The sequence below is a fragment of the Candidatus Vondammii sp. HM_W22 genome (assembly GCF_022530855.2).
GTDB lineage: Bacteria > Pseudomonadota > Gammaproteobacteria > Chromatiales > Chromatiaceae > Vondammii.
In genome coordinates, this window is the sequence record NZ_CP099567.1 from 522,475 (window position 1) to 538,889 (window position 16,415).

The 16,415-nt window shown below is 49.9% G+C and carries 15 protein-coding genes and 4 pseudogenes; 8 read left to right on the forward strand and 11 right to left on the reverse strand.

The window, feature by feature from the left end:
• The first annotated feature begins 172 nt into the window (after window positions 1–172).
• Window positions 173–541 carry an IS30 family transposase gene (locus MN084_RS02870; RefSeq protein ID WP_241086014.1) on the forward strand — a complete coding sequence of 123 codons (369 nt, stop codon included), beginning with the start codon at window positions 173–175 and terminating at the stop codon, window positions 539–541.
• A 285-nt stretch (window positions 542–826) separates the two neighbouring features.
• Here the strand turns inward: MN084_RS02870 and pdsS are convergent, their stop codons facing one another.
• Complete coding sequence (pdsS, locus tag MN084_RS02875) at window positions 827–2,809, reverse strand: proteobacterial dedicated sortase system histidine kinase (RefSeq protein ID WP_241084923.1); 1,983 nt, start codon at window positions 2,807–2,809, stop codon at window positions 827–829.
• 3 nt (window positions 2,810–2,812) lie between these two features.
• Window positions 2,813–3,506 (reverse strand): annotated as a pseudogene (gene pdsR, locus MN084_RS02880) (proteobacterial dedicated sortase system response regulator).
• A 327-nt stretch (window positions 3,507–3,833) separates the two neighbouring features.
• Between pdsR and MN084_RS02885 the strand changes: the two are divergent.
• The 3 genes and pseudogenes from MN084_RS02885 (at window position 3,834) to MN084_RS02895 (ending at window position 7,395) form a co-directional block, all read left to right on the forward strand.
• Window positions 3,834–4,526, forward strand: coding sequence for an OmpA family protein (locus MN084_RS02885; RefSeq protein ID WP_241084922.1), 693 nt, complete (start codon window positions 3,834–3,836; stop codon window positions 4,524–4,526).
• Between the two features lie 420 nt (window positions 4,527–4,946).
• A pseudogene (locus MN084_RS02890) lies at window positions 4,947–6,830 on the forward strand (marine proteobacterial sortase target protein).
• Window positions 6,831–6,972: 142 nt separating this feature from the next.
• Window positions 6,973–7,395, forward strand: a complete 423-nt coding sequence (locus MN084_RS02895) for a class GN sortase (protein WP_241084921.1) — start codon at window positions 6,973–6,975, stop codon at window positions 7,393–7,395.
• Here MN084_RS02895 and MN084_RS02900 read toward each other — a convergent pair.
• From MN084_RS02900 to rbr, 9 genes and pseudogenes are all read right to left on the reverse strand, one after another.
• Window positions 7,323–7,985, reverse strand: coding sequence for an ATP-binding response regulator (locus MN084_RS02900; RefSeq protein WP_277400192.1), 663 nt, complete (start codon window positions 7,983–7,985; stop codon window positions 7,323–7,325). The genes MN084_RS02895 and MN084_RS02900 overlap by 73 nt on opposite strands.
• A gap of 68 nt (window positions 7,986–8,053) precedes the next feature.
• Entirely contained in the window at window positions 8,054–8,599 is a 546-nt protein-coding gene (locus MN084_RS02905; protein ID WP_241084919.1) for a hypothetical protein, read from the reverse strand.
• A gap of 18 nt (window positions 8,600–8,617) precedes the next feature.
• Window positions 8,618–8,944 carry a hypothetical protein gene (locus MN084_RS02910; RefSeq protein ID WP_330178309.1) on the reverse strand — a complete coding sequence of 109 codons (327 nt, stop codon included), beginning with the start codon at window positions 8,942–8,944 and terminating at the stop codon, window positions 8,618–8,620.
• Window positions 8,941–9,144, reverse strand: coding sequence for a DUF4372 domain-containing protein (locus MN084_RS02915; RefSeq protein WP_241084917.1), 204 nt, complete (start codon window positions 9,142–9,144; stop codon window positions 8,941–8,943). The genes MN084_RS02910 and MN084_RS02915 overlap by 4 nt, the downstream gene beginning before the upstream one ends.
• Window positions 9,145–9,176: 32 nt before the next feature.
• Window positions 9,177–9,539, reverse strand: a complete 363-nt coding sequence (locus MN084_RS02920) for a hypothetical protein (RefSeq protein ID WP_241084916.1) — start codon at window positions 9,537–9,539, stop codon at window positions 9,177–9,179.
• Between the two features lie 232 nt (window positions 9,540–9,771).
• On the reverse strand, window positions 9,772–10,149 hold the full coding sequence (locus MN084_RS02925) for a pyridoxal-phosphate dependent enzyme (protein WP_320416324.1): 378 nt from the start codon (window positions 10,147–10,149) through the stop codon (window positions 9,772–9,774).
• Window positions 10,150–10,213: 64 nt separating this feature from the next.
• A complete protein-coding gene (locus MN084_RS02930; RefSeq protein ID WP_277400024.1) occupies window positions 10,214–10,384 on the reverse strand; it encodes a pyridoxal-phosphate dependent enzyme in 171 nt (56 codons plus the stop codon).
• A gap of 106 nt (window positions 10,385–10,490) precedes the next feature.
• The gene (locus tag MN084_RS02935) at window positions 10,491–10,940 is read right to left on the reverse strand and encodes a YaiI/YqxD family protein (protein ID WP_241084915.1); all 450 of its coding nucleotides are present in this window, start codon (window positions 10,938–10,940) and stop codon (window positions 10,491–10,493) included.
• Between the two features lie 54 nt (window positions 10,941–10,994).
• Window positions 10,995–11,631: pseudogene (gene rbr / locus MN084_RS02940) on the reverse strand (rubrerythrin).
• Window positions 11,632–12,349: 718 nt separating this feature from the next.
• Here rbr and MN084_RS02945 point away from each other — a divergent pair.
• From MN084_RS02945 to MN084_RS02960, 4 genes and pseudogenes are all read left to right on the forward strand, one after another.
• Window positions 12,350–13,122, forward strand: a pseudogene (locus MN084_RS02945) (transposase); the annotation flags it as partial.
• Window positions 13,123–13,367: 245 nt separating this feature from the next.
• Window positions 13,368–13,814 carry a POTRA domain-containing protein gene (locus MN084_RS02950; protein WP_241084914.1) on the forward strand — a complete coding sequence of 149 codons (447 nt, stop codon included), beginning with the start codon at window positions 13,368–13,370 and terminating at the stop codon, window positions 13,812–13,814.
• Window positions 13,815–13,828: 14 nt separating this feature from the next.
• Window positions 13,829–15,076, forward strand: a complete 1,248-nt coding sequence (locus MN084_RS02955; RefSeq protein WP_277400190.1) for a ShlB/FhaC/HecB family hemolysin secretion/activation protein — start codon at window positions 13,829–13,831, stop codon at window positions 15,074–15,076.
• 33 nt (window positions 15,077–15,109) lie between these two features.
• Complete coding sequence (locus tag MN084_RS02960) at window positions 15,110–16,357, forward strand: filamentous hemagglutinin N-terminal domain-containing protein (RefSeq protein WP_241084912.1); 1,248 nt, start codon at window positions 15,110–15,112, stop codon at window positions 16,355–16,357.
• Window positions 16,358–16,415: the final 58 nt, after the last annotated feature.

The window sequence follows — 16,415 nt, forward strand, 5'->3', positions numbered from 1 at the left end:
AACATCTACTGAGGCGGCACAAAAAGCGTCTAAGACAGCAATACGGGACTGAACGTGGTTTGATACCCAATCGTGTCAGCATCCATGATCGTCCTTTGAGTGCTGGCAACCGCTCTGTCACTTTGGCCACTGGAGAGGTGATAGTGTTGAGGGAGGCAAGGGCTCAGGTGGTATTGCCACCCACGTGGAAAGAAAGAGCCACGTACTGGTTGCCGCTAAACTGAGCGACAAACCGACAGATACTTTCTATCTGGCGACAGCAACTGCCTTTAAGATCACACCGGAGAAATGGCGTAAAACCCTGATGGTTGATAACGGTAAAGAATGTGTTCAGTTCAGAAAAATTGAAGAGGCCACAGGCATGAATGTTTACTTTGCTGATCCTTATTCCCCCTGGCAACGAGGCACCAATGAAAATACCAATGGACTGCTACATCATTGCTTTCACAAAGGAATCAATTGGCGAAAGGTCACTGATCTAATGTTCGCAACTGTAGAGAAAAAGCTCAACAATCGGCTTCGGAAATGCCTCAATTATTAGACACTCAACGAAGTCTTTCTGAAGAGCACAGGTGGTGCATTTACAACTTGAATCCACCTAAAAATCGGCTATTGGCGCCGGTTTAAGGCGGTAATAACCGGGGTAGGTTTCTGTCCCATGACCGGCAATCTATAGCACTGAATACTATTGCTTCAGTGGCAGGACCAAGCCGAATCTGACACCGGAACCATCTCCAAGATTTTCTGCAGCAGCATGGCCTTGATGGAATTCGCAGATTAAGCGGACCAGGTAGAGGCCCAGTCCAAGATGAGGTTCATCGCCTTTCTACTGGCGGATGGATATCATCGATTTAAAGAGTTCATTCTTCATGCCATCGGGGAGAGAGGTTCCCTGATTGATGATTTCCAGGTTGATCTGTTTAGGGTCAGTTTTCAGCTGTAGCCTGATGGTTGACCCGGGCGCGTGGAAATCCACCGCGTTGGCCACGAGTTTATCCAGGGCCTGGCTGATGAGATCGGGTGCCCCTTTCCACAATAGAGCCTGGGATTGTACTTCCACCTCAAACAGAATGCTGGGAAACGCACTCCGGTAGCTTTCAGTTGCGACTCTTACCAAATTGGCGAGATCAAAAGTTTCAAACTCGGTCTGCAACAGCAGCTGCTCCAACCGGGTTGCCTCCCGCATCCGATGGAGGATCAGTCCCAGTCTCTCTGTGTCTTCTCTTGCTCGGGTAACATAGCGTTGTTGTTCACCGGAGGATGACGTTGTTTCCAGAATCTCCAGTGATGATTTCACAATGGTCAGCGGTGTTCTCAGTTCATGGGCGAGTCGTGATGACATCGCTTCCAGATAGTGGTTGTACTCTGAGAGTCTGTTGAGTACGCTGGAAAAACTGCGGCCAAGATCGCCAATTTCATTTTTTGATTTGCTGGGGTTTAATTCACCTTGTATGCGTCCATCCGGGGTGACCGCCGCTTCTACCTGATGATGCAAGCGGCGGATTCGATCGGTGAGCAGGGTGGCAAATCCGAGTAGTCCCAGGCTGGTAATGACAAACAGAATAAGGGTGATACCGAACAGCCGTTCCAACGCATTGTTCTGCAGGCTCAGAATCTGGTTGGTGCTCTGCTCTACCAGTACGGTACCGACGATACCGTCAGGTGAACGGACCGGCCATGCGGAGGAAAGTATCATCGCCTTGTGATCCGGTGTGGCGTGGCGACGGGTCTGGGGTGTGCCTGCCAAGGCCGCTTTTATCTCACTTCCCTGGAGCCGGGAGCGGCCGGCGAACTCATCAATAAAGTGATCTGAGGATTGGTCCAGCACCAGCCTGAACAGTGGGTGAAGGATGGATTGGATTCCTGCATCGATCAGCGTGTTGCTGTGCTGCTCCTCATCTGCCGGCCTCAGATGACCCCGTCTGGCCAGGACCCGGTGATAACGATCGAGTACCCAGATCCGGGCATTCTCATGCTCAAGCCCACCGATCACTCGGGCCATTTCAGGATTGGGTCTGATCAAGCGTCCCGATGTGCCGATCTGTTCGATAGGGGTTGTAGAGATGCTCGATTCAATTTTTCTGCTGACCGGGTCATCCACATCGGCCACTCTCAGTGCCATATGTTCGCCGACCAGATAACGGGGTATCCGAAGCTCAAGAGTGTAGCCGTCATCCCGCTCCTGCCACTCTCCCTGGATCCGCACTTCGGTGCTGATAGGATAGGGGTCCTTATTTTTTGTGGACATACGTTTGGCATTGACCCAGCCTGGTGAGCTGCTGGCAATGCGATAGATGGCAAGATTTCCATCGGGGTTCACCACCGCCAGCTCGATAAAATCACTGCGGTCCATGCGGCGCTCACCTGGCTGTTGATAGAGAATGCGGTCATCTCTCACTTTAAGCAGCAGATAGAGATAGCTTCCCCGTTCACCCAGAAGATATTCGAATACAGCTTCTCCCTGCTCAGGATACCGGCTCAGATTCTGCAGATACGCTTGCCACTCTTCGGTGTATCCATCGAGCTGAATGTTAGTGTCCATGGGGTGTACGTAGAGGATGCTCTCTATTTCATCCCCTTTATCCAGTGCCGCACCCAAGGTGAACATATCTTCATGGTTGTGAAGTATCGCCGCGACGGCCTGAGCGGTGCCCAGCAGCATGCTCTCCTGTGATTGGCGCAGAAATGATTCGGTCTCCTGAATATAGCGGTAACCCGCCCAGGGGATTACCAGTAGCGTGAGAGAGACCAACAGTAGTTTGAAGCGGATACTGTGAAAGGGAGAGGGGGTTCCAGCAGAACTGTCCATGGGTCAGGATGCGTTCCAGCGGTAGCCCATGCCGTAGACTGTCTCTAATAGCATTGAAAGCGGAATCCACGGTTTCGAATTTTCTCCGCACCCGTTTGATGTGCGTGCTGATGCTGGTGGCATCAACCAATATATTGGCTGCATCCATCAATTGATCACGGCTACGTACATGCCCTGGGTGATCCGCCAGTGCCCGCACGAACCAGAGTTCGGTCAGGGTGAGGTCGAGAGGGGTATCCTGCCACTGGACCTGCAGCCTATCCAAGTCCAGATGCAGTGCGCCGCGTTTTATTACACGCTCTTCTTTAACTGGTTGTTGAAGTGCCTCGATACGCCGGAACAGGGCTGCAATACGGGCGGTAAGATGCGCCAGGCTGATATCTTTTGTCAGGTAGTCGTCTGCACCCAGGCGCAGACCGGAGACGGTGTCCAAGTCGCTGTCCCGGGCAGTGAGAAAGATGATCGGCAGTGTCGGCGACAGTGCGCGCAGCTCTCTGCAGAGTTCGAAGCCTCCATCCACATCCTCTCCCAGTCCGATGTCCAGAATAGCCAGGTCGGGCAGTTGTCGATGAAACGCATCAAGAGCCTCTTTTCGTCCCGCAAAACCTTTCACTTCATAGCCTTGATGCTTCAATGCATGGGTGTAGTTTTCCCGGATAGCGGGTTCGTCTTCGACAATGGCGATCTGTCTGTTCATAGGTGAAATATGTTTAGTCGTAAGTTCTCGATTAGTCTATAGGAGTGGAGGAGAGCGAGAAGTTGCGTTTGGTTGAAGTAACTTTATATCCTATTAGTACCATGCATTGAACTCATCTTATATCAGTTATACTCGGTAAATCAGCGCTTCTCCCTCTCTGCTACACTTTTGCCCGATTCTGCCACTACTTTGCCATCATGCGGCAAGCTCTCTGCCACTTCAGTTGGTTTTAATTACCTCCAGTCAATAGTTATCCGGCGCAGGCCAGGAACCGCTAAAACTTACAATGGACGGTGCGCTGGGCCATATCGAAGTGAAGGAGAGAAGATGAAAAAACGGGTGGTGGTGTCTGCCTTGGCAGGTTTGATGTTGGTCTCTGCTGCCAAGGCCTCTGACAATGACAGTGATTATCTCAATGAAGTGAGTCATCGGGAGTGGCAGGGGGCAGGTGTCGGTGCCATCATTGGTGGATCGCCCGGGTTTGTGATTGGTGCCGCAGGCGGTGCTCTGTTTGGCCGCAACTCTGGGCTTGAGTCGAGTCTGGCGCTTGCTCAGCAAGAGAAGATTTCACTTGAAGAGGCTTTACGGCTCTCCAGGCAGAGAGCGGATAGGGTGGCCGGGGAGCTTGGCCACATCCAGCAGAGAGGGTCGAACCGTGTGGATGTGCTATCCGAGAGCTTTGCTCTGAATATTCATTTTCGCACCGGTAGTGCCGGGTTGGAATCGCGTTACCCAAATCAGCTCCAGCGTCTGGCAAAAATGCTACAACAGTTCCCTGAATTGGATCTGCATGTAGATGCTTTTGCCGATCTTCGCGGTACGGCGCATTTCAACAAGGCGCTATCGGAGCAGCGGGCCCGGGTGGTGATTCGCCATCTGGTGGCTCAGGGTTTAAGCCGTGGCCACATTATAGAGGTCGCACATGGCGAGAGCCGCACAGAGTATTCGGCCGAAGATCGTGAAGGGCTGGGTTTTGATCGCCGGGTATTGATCTATTTCTGCCGGAGGGAGGGGGTATGAACCGTTTTATTCAACCGCCGAGTGAAGAGTTTCTCTACGGCTCTCCTGAAATTATGGGCCGGGTCTGCTACCGGTTTGTGGCAAAATCGATTGCTGTGACAAAGAGACCCTTACCAACGAAACAGAGTGAGAGGCGACATCATGTCAAATACAAAACTCGCTGAGACCATCCGTAAAGATATGCTGATGCTTGCCCTGGAAGCTTTGGGGGTCGGTTTGGCTGCTGCTTTGTTGATGGTTTGCCTGATATTGGCGGTGGCCCCTTCAGCCCAGGCTGAGACATCGGACAGAACCTATCAGCCAAATCCGCTCAGTATTGATGAGGTGCAACGTGGCAGTCTGCTGCTGAAACTGGCGAGTGGCGGTGTGAGCATTGATGCACCGATGCTGAAGACCGATGTTCAGATGGATATCAGTGGGATGCTGGCGCGGGTCAGGGTGCGTCAGGCGTTTCGTAATCCCGGGAGTGGTTGGGTGGAGGAAGGGGTTTATGTTTTTCCACTGCCGGAGGATGCTGCGGTGGACCGGATGCAGCTGCGCATTGGTGAGCGGGTTATCCAGGGTGAGATCCAGGAGAAGATAAAGGCGCAAAAGATCTACCAGCAGGCGAAACGTGAGGGTAAAAAGGCCAGTCTGTTAAGTCAGGAACGACCCAATATCTTTACCATGTCAGTGGCCAATATCGGCCCTGGAGAGACGGTGACTGTCGAGATCGAATATCAGCAGTCACTGCATTACGACCAGGGCCGGTTCAGCATCCGCTTTCCCCTGGTGGTGGCCCCGCGCTATATCCCGGGTCACCCGGTTGGTAATGAGTCTGTTGCTGGATTTAGCGGTAGTGGATGGGCAAAGAACACTGACCAGGTAGCTGATGCATCCCGTATCACGCCACCGGTGGTTGACCCTGAGATGGGTGATATTAATCCGGTTTCCATCCAGGTGAATCTGGATGCCGGCCTGCCGCTGGCGCGGCTGGAGAGTGCCTATCATGCTATCGAGAGCCTGCGTGATGAGACGGGAATACACCGCATTCACTTGAAACAGGGAGAGGTGCCTGCCAATCGCGATTTTGAACTGAACTGGGTTCCACTGACGGGTATGGCACCCCAGGCTGCACTGTTTACCGAACAGTGGAAACAGCAAACCTATGCCTTGTTGATGGTGATGCCGCCGGTAAAAAACAGTCTGACAGATAAGCGGTTACCCAGGGAGGCAGTGTTCGTTATCGATACATCCGGTTCGATGAATGGTGCCTCGATTGCACAGGCGAAAGCAGCATTGAAAATGGCGTTGAGACGGCTGACTGGGAATGACCGGTTTAACATTATCCAGTTCAATAGCCAGACTCATGCTCTCTTTGGCCAGTCTGTGTAGGCCAGTCCTGATAATCTGCAGCGGGCACTCCGTTATGTGGATGGTATGGAGGCCAATGGTGGCACAGAGATGCTGCCGGCCCTGAAGCAGGCGCTGCATGGAGAATCATCTGAGACGTTTTTGCGTCAGGTGATTTTTCTGACCGATGGCAGTGTCGGTAATGAAGAGGCGTTGTTCTCGGTGATCCAGCAGCGACTGGGGTCAAGCCGGCTGTTTACCATTGGGATAGGTTCTGCACCCAACAGCCACTTCATGACTCGGGCAGCAGAGTTTGGCCGTGGAAGCTTTACTTACATCGGTAAGGTGGCAGAGGTAAAACAAAAAATGAATGAACTGTTTGCCAAGCTGGAAGCACCGGTGCTGACCGATATTACCTTGGTCTGGCCAGGTGTAGCTGATGCTGAGATGTGGCCGAAGCGTATACCGGATCTTTATCAGGGTGAGCCGGTCGTGTTGGCCGTCCGTCTGGAAAAAATGGTGGATGCGATCGAGATCAGCGGTAATAAATCGGGCCACCCCTGGACGCAGCGGGTGGCATTGGGGGGCGGTGCTGTGGCGTCAGGTGTTCATCAGCTCTGGGCCCGCCGTAACATTGCTGGTCTGATGGGGCAGCGAAGCCGGGGACGGAGTGAAAATGAGGTTCGCCAGGCTGTTCTGGAGGTGGCTCTAGAGCATCAATTGGTGAGCCGCTACACCAGTTTGGTTGCGGTAGATCAGACACCTTCACGTCCCGACACCGATGCGTTGGAAGCGAAATCGGTTCCGATCAATCTGTCCCATGGCTGGAATGCCGGAAAAGTGTTCGGACAACTGCCGCAGACGGCGACCCCCGGCCCACTAAAGCTGTTAATTGGATTCTTGTTGCTGATTCTTGGATTGGCTGCGGTCTGGTATCAGCGGCGTTCCGCCAATGGGAGGATTCAGGCATGAACAGGTATTTTGGTTACTCTGCGGTCACGCTTATTCTACTGGGTGGTTTGCAGGTGGGGGAAGGTGTCTATATTGAGGCAAAGGCCTGGCTTGCCCAGCAACTTCTGCAAAAGGCGTGGCCGAGACTCAGGCGGGAGATGCCATGGTTCCGCCATGGTCCTGGGCGGATACCCGGCCGTTGGCCAGGCTTCGTGTTGAACGCCTGGGGGTGGATCAGATCATCCTATCCGGCGCCAGTGGCCGGACACTGGCCTTCGGACCCGGGCATGTCGATGGAACGGCTGCACCGGGTACCCAGGGCAACAGTGTTATCAGTGGCCACCGGGACACCCATTTTGGCTTTTTGCAACAGATGAAAGATGGTGATCGGATTGAGGTGACGGTGGCGGACGGTCGGGTGATTCACTATGCAGTGGTCCGGCGGGCAGTGCATCATCAGCGTGATGTCTGGTTAATGGAGCAGACGGCTTCCCGGCTTACGCTGATTACCTGCTACCCATTTGATGCGATTATCCCGGGAGGGCCTGAACGATATGTTGTGACGGCTGAGCCTGTATTGATTTGAGGTGGATTGCTTTTCAATAGCACTGCGGAGATATTTATCAGAGGTATGCAGTTACTCTTTGCCAGGTCAAACGCTTTGCGGCCGTTATCTGCCGTGATGACATCAAACCCCCGCAAGCTGAGAAACTCTTCTAGCATTATCCTGTTTGCATGATCGTCTTCTGCCAGCAGTATTTTGATGCCGCTGGGTGAGAATGCCTCCTGTTCACTTATGATGCTCGGGTCGAGGTCTGTTACCGGATGAGGGACGTTATTGTTCTGGACACTCCAGGGTAGGGTAACGATAAAGTGACTCCCTTTACCCGGATTGCTTTCGACGCTCACCGAGCCACCATGAAGTTCGGCCATTCTTCGTATCAGGGTCAGGCCAAGGCCGGTACCGCTGTAGCGGCGGGTGGGTTCGTTATCCAATTGTACGAAAGGGGCGAAAAGCTGCTCTTGCTGCTTTTTCTCAATGCCAATATCGGTATCATTGATACTGAGACTGACAGACCCGGCTTCCGGGCGCCCACTGATTTCCAGGTAGATACTGCCCCCCTCGGAGGTAAACTTGATGGCATTTCCAAGGAGATTTACCAGCAGATGTTTCATTCGCTGTCCATCACAGTGGATCAGTTTGATTTGCGGGTTTATCCGGGCCTTCAATGTGTGATGCTTTTTCAGCGACGGCTGATGCACCAGTCTGAGGCTTGCATCAACCAGCTGCAGATTATCCTCAATATTGAGCTGACCACGCTATCCATCAGGTCGGTGGGTTTCCGGTCAATACAACGAACCAGTTTATCGACCTGAAATTGAGCTCCCTGCCTGTCAGGATTAAAACTTTTTAGCGCGGACATATATTGAAAGCCGAGCCGATGATGGGCTGCAAAAAATGCGTTGGCGGTGCGCCAAGCTTCGCTTTGTGGGTCGAGCAAACTCAGCAAGTGCGATGTTTCCCCCCGGGTTAGCCGCTCTTCCTGGTGAAATTGCGCAAGGTATTTCTTATAGAGACCGGGTTCATGCCCCCTCAGTAGAATGTTTTTCCACTCTTGTACCTGTTTCTTGAAATGGACCTGAGTGGAGAGACTGTCGACCACGACCTGGAAGGCCTTCTCACTGACACCGGAGGCAGATACCGAGACGTAAGCCGCGTAGTAGCTCACTGCCAGGTTGATGATCAGTGCGGTACCAATGGTAAGAATCAGCTTCCAGCGTATATTCATTAGCGGTTAACGAAAAAATTATCCCAAGTGTGTCTCTGATCTCGTGATGCGTTTTGGAACATCTGCTGGAATCAAACCGTCATGATCAAGCCCAATATGCAATTTGTAGGCGCCTTTCATTTTATTGTATTCAGCCTGAGGAAATACCTTGAGCGACACATCAAGCAATGAAGCATCCAGTGAAAATAGTTTCTTCTTAAAACGGAATTTATGACTGGGGGAGCCGCTTTGACAGCGTGCGTATAACTTCCCAAAGAGCTCTTCATAAAAACTGGAAGAAAGGTTTTGATTGGCTCGACTCAGGGTTGTTCGCTTGATTGACCCGCTTCCCAAGTGATACGTCAAATGCTTTTGGCTTGCCAGGATTCAATATCACGGAGACTGGCGCGTCCGGTTAGCTGGACTGTGGCCATAGCAACAAATTGCGTCCAGCGATTCATCGCATCACAGCGGCGCTGTCCATCGTGCTTCTTGGCAAGTACTGAAAACTCATGTCTAGAGAGCAGTTTTAGGATTTGAGAGAGCACAGTGTTATGACGAGACAAGGCTTAAATCCTCTTGTTATTACAGTTTTTGTTCACACCTTCATTGTAACAACTTGTTGAGATTTAAGCCTTTTTATTGCCTGCCAAGTGGGACAGCAGTGGTATGCGCCCGTATGCGTACTGAAGATTGGCATCCCATCCATCAATCGTTTGACTGCAGCAGCATCAACTATGTTCTGGCAAGAACGATCAGCACTCATTGCTTGAGCCAGAAACATCGATAGCGTCTCTGTTGGCGGAAACAGCCTTTCCCGATGTTCCGGTAGCAATGATTCGACTTGATTGAGAAACTCTGGGCCGGTTAGCAGATTAAAGAAAGCATAGGAATCACTGGCTGTAGCGTAGGTTGTGAGACCTTTTTGTTGATGTATGCAGGCGCGTTGATTAGGATGCATTAAGGCTGGTTCCCTGGTTGATGGCTTGGTGATTAGCATCTTATCACCTGAACCAACCTTTTTTTATTCGTTATATCAGCAGGTTATTGCTTAAGTAAGTAGCATTCGGTACCGACCCCTTTATCTACTTTATCTCTTCTAAAAACCAGCCAGGGCAATCCCCTGGTAAAGCTCCGCTTCGGAGAGAAGAACAAAGTCCGCCAGTTGATCACAGTAGATTCCAAACGGCAGTTCATAGGGGGTTCCCGTGGGCCCCCCCGGCAAAAGTCTCATTGGCTGCTGTTTTAATCCCGCCACCACGCCAGGAGAGATAGGCCGCTGGCGAGGATTCGGCCTGCAGGGCAAAAATTTCAACACCGGGGTTAGTTGGTTTCAGCGCGGTGACCGCAGCCGCCACTTCACTGTCGGCACCAATGGGCATAAATATTGCCTCCAGGTCGGGCCATGACTGTTGGATTTCCAGAAATTCCGTTCCAACACCATTGATCAGATGGGGTTCATTGGCAGGATGAGCACAGTAGGGCTCCTCCTGGCAGAGAACCTCTACACGCCGCAATGCCTCTTCAAAACTTCGACCTGCTTCGATCAGCCAGCCTAGCACCGGTTTCACGGATAAGCCGGTTTTCCGACGGATTGTTATTTTCCGGCACCACGACTACGGCATTCAAGCCAAACTAGGCGGCAGCAGTGGCGATTGAAATGCCGTGGTTGCCGGTAGAGAAAGTCACCACCCCCTTGACGCCATCACTTTTAAGATGGCCTATCAGATTCACGCCACCCCGTATCTTGAAACTGCCAGTGGGGTTGTGATTTTCATGCTTTACACAAACATCAGCTTCCAGCAACTTCGAAAAACCCTAATAGCGAATCAACTGGGTAAGCTTAAGATATTACGACATGCACAGGCGCGCTTGCCGGATCTCTTGAAGAGAGACTGGGTACTGTTTCACATCAGTTGCCATGTTGCGCCAGAAAACGATCCAATTGATTGGCAAAAGCCTGCCGATTGTTCTGATTCAAAGAGGGCGGTCCGCCCGTATTGACGCCACTGCCTCGCAGTTCATCCATAAAATTACGCATGGTCAGGCATTGCTGGATATTATCTTTGGTATAAAACTCCCCTCTGGGATTAAGTGCATGGGCATCCGCTTCAATCACTTCTGCGGCCAGTGGAATATCTGCAGTAATCACCAAATCACCAGGCTCCACCCGCCGGACAATCTCATTATCGGCAATATCGAATCCGGCACCGACTCGAATAGAGTCAATGTATTTTGATGGAGGGGTACGCAAGGGCTGATTGGCCACCAGCGTCAGGGGAACTTTAACTCTGTCAGCCGCACGGAACAACACCTCTTTAATAACATTGGGGCAGGCATCGGCATCAATCCAGATATGCATTAACTGTTCATCACAAAAGTGCGTTGCAAAGGGCTATTTTAGCCAGGCAACCAGCTACCAATTCTCACTTAGCAGGTCAAAATTGGTCTGTGGGTGGAGACAGGCAGGGCAGAGGTCAAGAGCCTCAGATGCTTCATGCAGATAGCCGCAGTTTCTGCATCGCCAGACAACCTTCCCATCTTTTTTAAACACTTTTCCCGTTTCTAAATTATCTGCCAGATCTCTATAGCGTTTACCGTGCTGCTTTTCTGCAATGGGGATCACTTCAAATGCCAAAGCAATATTTTCGAAATCCTCTTTCCGTGCAGTCGCCGCAAACCCAGGGTACATCTCTGTCCATTCGTGCTCTTCACCTGCGGCGGCATCACGCAGATTTTCCAGGATCGATCCAATTACGCCAGCAGAAAAAGCTTCCATTATCTCCAGCTTACCGCCTTCGAGAGATTTAAAGAAACGTTTTGCGTGCTCCTTCTCCTGATTGGCAGCCTCCTAGAAAATATGAGAGATCTGAACCAGACCCTCCCTTCGGGCAGCCGAAGCGAAGTAGGTGTATCTGTATTGACTCCTGCTACCTCAAGATCCTCTTTAAATTTGATTCCGGTTATCACCTTCGCCTTCTTATCTGAGACTCGCCAGCAAATGAAATCAAAAGGTTCTTTTCGGTCTGACTATCTTTAATACTTTTCGACATAACGACACCCTTTAAACTACAGATTCACGCGCTGTGTATTCCAAAAATAGGTAAACAGCCAAGCACGATTACAAAAGTGGCGTAAATTCAAAGGGTAAGAGCAACTCTGTTTGACGAACTAGAGGGTAATTTTGATAGCTTTTGTGGCGTACTTGCACTGACTAAATATATGTATATGATTTGTCATAAGAACATAAGCATGAATCTGGCATTCAAGTGCAGCCGTCCTCTCTATTAAGCCAAGATGGGCGAGATAATCACCAGCCTCCGCAAAGATAACTTTGCGGCTATTACCTCGTTATGATTATATGCACCGGTACGTCCGGCAGAAAAAAACGTGGCCTACGTAGCATATCCATGCCCTTCTTAATCTGCAAGAAAAACAGCTATAACATATCTAAAGGATACTGACCAGAATGCTACTTACTTAAGCAATAACCTGCTGATATAATGAATAAAAAAGGCTGGTTCAGGTGATAAGATGCTAATCACCAAACCAACAACCATCAACCGGGGAACCAGCCTTAATCCATTCTAATTAACGCGCCTGCATACATCAACAAAAACGTATCACAACCTACGCTACAGCCAGTGATTCCTATGCTTTCTTTAATCTGCTAACCGGCCCAGAGTTTCTCAATCAAGTCGAATCATTGCTACCGGAACATCGGGAAAGGCTGTTTCCGCCAACAGAGACACTATCGATGTTTCTGGCTTTAGAACCATGCTTGGTACCTTGGACGCTGGTGATCTCCTTCTGGGGGATGCTTTTTATGCCACCTGTTTTCTGTTGTGTGCTCTTCAGGCCAAAGGAGTGGATGGCGTTTTCGAGCAACATGATTCACGGTGGCGCAGCACGGATTTTCGCCAGGGAGAGCGTCTGGGCCCGGGGGATCATCTTATCGAAATAGACAAGCCAAAAGTCAAACCCGCCTGGATGAGTCAGGCAGAGTGTGATCAAACCCCGATAGATTGAAAGTGCGGGAGTTGCGTGCCGGTGGTAAGATCCTGGTGACAGCGCTACTTTGCTCAAAAAGTACGAGCAAAGCCGCCTTGGAGGCACTTTATCGGAACCGTTGGCAGGTAGAGTTGGATATACGCAACATCAAGACCACTCCGGGAATGGAAACATTGAGTTGTCGCACACCGGAAATGGCGGGAAAAGAGCTGTGGGTCTATCTTTTGGCTTACAACTTGATCCGTTTACTGATGGCTCAGGCGGCTTTACTGGCTGACATCATTCCTCGACAACTTAGCTTCAAGCATACCTTGCAGTTATGGATTGTGTGGCAAAAAAGCGGTCGTTACGACATTGACAAAATTGATGGCCTTTTTATCCTCATTGCACAGCAACAGGTTGGAAAACAACCGGGACGTATGGAGTCGCGAGCTATAAAACGAAGATCCAAGCCATTCCCGCTACTTACCAAACCCAGGGCTATTGCGCGAGAGAATATTCGGAAAAATGGCCAACCCAAAAAGCTTAAGTAAGTAGCATTTTGTACTGACCTTTTTATGCTCTCTTGATCCGAAAATATTTCAACTTACCATCCACCCGATCCAGGGTTAATCAGAGGCTTCTTAAAAAAAATATTGACGTGCGCCACAGAATTACGAATAATATTCCCTAAGTTTAGGAATTATATTCGTAATCAGGCATCGCTTACGATGCAGTCCGTCCACTCGTCAGGTGCAAAATTGAGGGGTGATTGTGAGATAAAGCAAAAGAGCCAAGAATGAATTTTAAACAAATTTTATGCTGTCTACTACCCTTTGTTTTCGCTCCCACTCATTATGCCGTTGCTCAAACGGATATTGCGCTGCAACAGCAACAACAGCGCCAGGACGATCAGCGTCGCCGTATTGAGCGACAGCAACAACAGCATCAATCTATAGATACCGTCCCTCTGCCTGATGTAATTCCGTCATTGGGTGGGCCTTGTTTTGATATCACGGCCATTGAATTTGATGGTGCGGATCATCTTCCTTCCATGTCAAAACAAAAACTTGTTGCGCCTTTTCTCAATCAATGCATTGACCTCGATAAAATTAATCAATTGCTCAGGGTCGTTAGTGAGTGGTATCTCGACCGGGGTTATGTCACCAGTCGTGCCTGCCTATGTGACCGCACAGGATTTGACGACAGGGCGCTTATTGATCACCGTCATCGAAGGCGTTATTGAGACTATTCAATTGGATGATTCTAGATAGCCGAATCAATACCAATACAGCCTTTCCTCAGGCGAACGGTAAATTACTCAATCTGCGGGATATCGAACAAGGCCTGGAACAAATCAATCGATTGCAGTCGAACCAGGCCACGATGGATATATTGCCCGGAAAAACACCGGGAGCCTCTCTTGTACAGATTAAATCGCAAACAGTCCGTCCCTGGCTTATATCACTATCCCGTGATAATAGCGGCCAGGCAACGACAGGTGAGCTGATGAATGGCCTGTTAATAGGGATTGACAATCCACTTGGGTTAAATGATTACAGCTATCTGAATATCCAGAAAGGCAATGTTTCCCGCAGTACCGGTAAAGCCAGTAACAGTGTCTTCTGGCATTGGGATATGCCCCTGGGTTATTGGAGTATGGGCCTGGATATCAGTTATTTTGATTATCTTTCCACCGTTCAAAGCAACGTCCAACAGTTTGAAACCTCTGGTACAAGTTTAAGCCAAAGCCTATTTTTATCCCGTGTTTTGTATCGTGATCAAGACAGCAAATTGAAATGGCGTACCCGTCTTCAGCGAAAACAAAACAAGAATTATATCGAAGATGCGTTGCTGGATAGCAGTCGGGTACTGGGTATTGGAAATATTGGCATTGAATATAAAAAATATTTACCGGATCAAAGCCAATGGAAATTTGACCTGGACTATTATCGTGGTTTGAATCTATTTGGTGCGCCAAAAGATGAAGAGCAGGCTGCAGGTAGTGCCAAGGCACAATTCGATAAATACAGTGCACGCATAGACTACCAAAAGACAGGCGATTTTAAGGTGACTGGAAATACACCCTTGACATTGAAATTTCATAGTATCTTACATGCCCAATACAGCAGTGATCGTCTGTTTGGTTCTGAGCAAATCAGTATCGGGAGTTTGTATACAGTACGGGGTTATAAGGGGAGCAGCATTTCGGCCTCCAGCGGGGCCTATTGGCGCAACAGCCTGAGCCTGCAATGGAGGCCTCGATGGGGAGGCAGCCTGCTGCAAAGTATTCAGCCTTTTGTCGCCTTTGATGCAGGTATGATTCGGGACCGTGGAAAACTATACAGCCAAGACACCTTTGCACATCTGATGGGATGGGCCGCAGGGGCCCAACTGTCTGGCAAACATTACAGTATCAATATTGCCTACGCACGGCCCCACAATCCACCAGACTGGTTGCCTGTCGCTTCGGAGCAATGGCATTTCAATCTAAACATCAATTACTAAGAATCCATCCAGGTTATTCATGGAAAAAGCATCATGCAGGTTGAGGTGAAAATGAAAGCATTGAAATCACCGGTTACGCGTAACAATTATACCGGAAACGAGCCGACACAAAGTGAGATGGATACACGTCTTAGTACAAAACTGATGGCCTGTCTGTTGTCCTTTTTGTTAATCTATCAGCCGATGCTAGTATCAGCGCAAGTTATTATCGCTGATAAACAGAGCCAGAAAAATCATTCCGCGAACGGTGTGCCCATTATCAATATCGCCACACCCTCATCAAAAGGTGTTTCGCACAATAAATTCCAACGATTTGATGTTGATCAGAAAGGGCTGATTTTAAACAATGCGGGAAATATCACCAATACTCAGCTGGCCGGTTATATTGATGCCAATCCCAATCTGCAAAATGGTTCGTCTGCCAATCTGATCATTAACGAGGTTCTCGGACCTGATCGTTCAATGCTTAACGGCTATACCGAAGTTGCGGGTCAGGCAGCAGGTATCGTGGTAGCGAATCCTAATGGTATCAGTTGTAACGGGTGTGGTTTTATCAATACGCCACGGGTTAGCTTGGCAACCGGTAAACCCACCATTCAAAATGGCGAATTGACAGGCTTAACTGTTAACGGTGGCGATATCATCACTGAGGGAGAAGGCCTTAACGCCGGTAATATCAGCCAGTTCGACATTATCACCCGCGCGGTAAAAGTGAACGCCGATCTCCACGCCCGGGACCTCAATCTGATCCTTGGTAGCAACCAAGTAAATTACGCTAGCCTGGAAGCGACTGCCATCCACCCAGACTCCGATGTGGAATTTGCCCTGGACTCCTCGGTTCTGGGTGGAATGTATACCAATGCGATTCGGCTTGTGGGTACCGAAGCGGGTGTCGGAGTGCAAATGCTGGGCAATGTCGCAACCAACGCGGGAGAGTTGCACCTCAGTACCGATGGCAAAATCAGTATCAACAAAGTACAGAGTGCGGGTCCCATAACACTGCACTCAGTTTCCAGTAGCATCGAATTGAACCAGGATGTCCGCAGCAATAAAACGATTGATTTACAAGCCAAAGAGACCATCACCAACAAAGGGTTAACCACTGCTGCCGACAATATCACTCTGCGGGCCAATACACTCAATCAACAAGGCAGCGCCTCCGGGGTTACGGTTGAAGACGGCGAATATAAAGTCAGCCGTGATGGCAGTCTCGACCTGGTGCTCACGGGAAAATTAATTAATAGCGGTCGTATCCTAAGCGGTGGTAATATAGACATTTAAGCCAAACATACCGACAACCAGGATACAGCCGAAATAAACAGTGCCAAAAGCCTCATCC

What these genes read in the sequence shown, in the direction of transcription:
- MN084_RS02950 (WP_241084914.1), top strand. Translation starts at nt 13,368, where the DNA reads ATGAATTTTAAACAAATTTTATGCTGTCTACTACCCTTTGTTTTCGCT.
- MN084_RS02900 (WP_277400192.1), bottom strand. Translation starts at nt 7,985, where the DNA reads ATGAAACATCTGCTGGTAAATCTCCTTGGAAATGCCATCAAGTTTACC.
- pdsS (WP_241084923.1), bottom strand. Translation starts at nt 2,809, where the DNA reads ATGGACAGTTCTGCTGGAACCCCCTCTCCCTTTCACAGTATCCGCTTC.
- MN084_RS02920 (WP_241084916.1), bottom strand. Translation starts at nt 9,539, where the DNA reads ATGCATCCTAATCAACGCGCCTGCATACATCAACAAAAAGGTCTCACA.
- MN084_RS02885 (WP_241084922.1), top strand. Translation starts at nt 3,834, where the DNA reads ATGAAAAAACGGGTGGTGGTGTCTGCCTTGGCAGGTTTGATGTTGGTC.
- MN084_RS02935 (WP_241084915.1), bottom strand. Translation starts at nt 10,940, where the DNA reads ATGCATATCTGGATTGATGCCGATGCCTGCCCCAATGTTATTAAAGAG.
- MN084_RS02955 (WP_277400190.1), top strand. Translation starts at nt 13,829, where the DNA reads ATGATTCTAGATAGCCGAATCAATACCAATACAGCCTTTCCTCAGGCG.
- MN084_RS02905 (WP_241084919.1), bottom strand. Translation starts at nt 8,599, where the DNA reads ATGAATATACGCTGGAAGCTGATTCTTACCATTGGTACCGCACTGATC.
- MN084_RS02960 (WP_241084912.1), top strand. Translation starts at nt 15,110, where the DNA reads ATGCAGGTTGAGGTGAAAATGAAAGCATTGAAATCACCGGTTACGCGT.
- MN084_RS02895 (WP_241084921.1), top strand. Translation starts at nt 6,973, where the DNA reads ATGGTTCCGCCATGGTCCTGGGCGGATACCCGGCCGTTGGCCAGGCTT.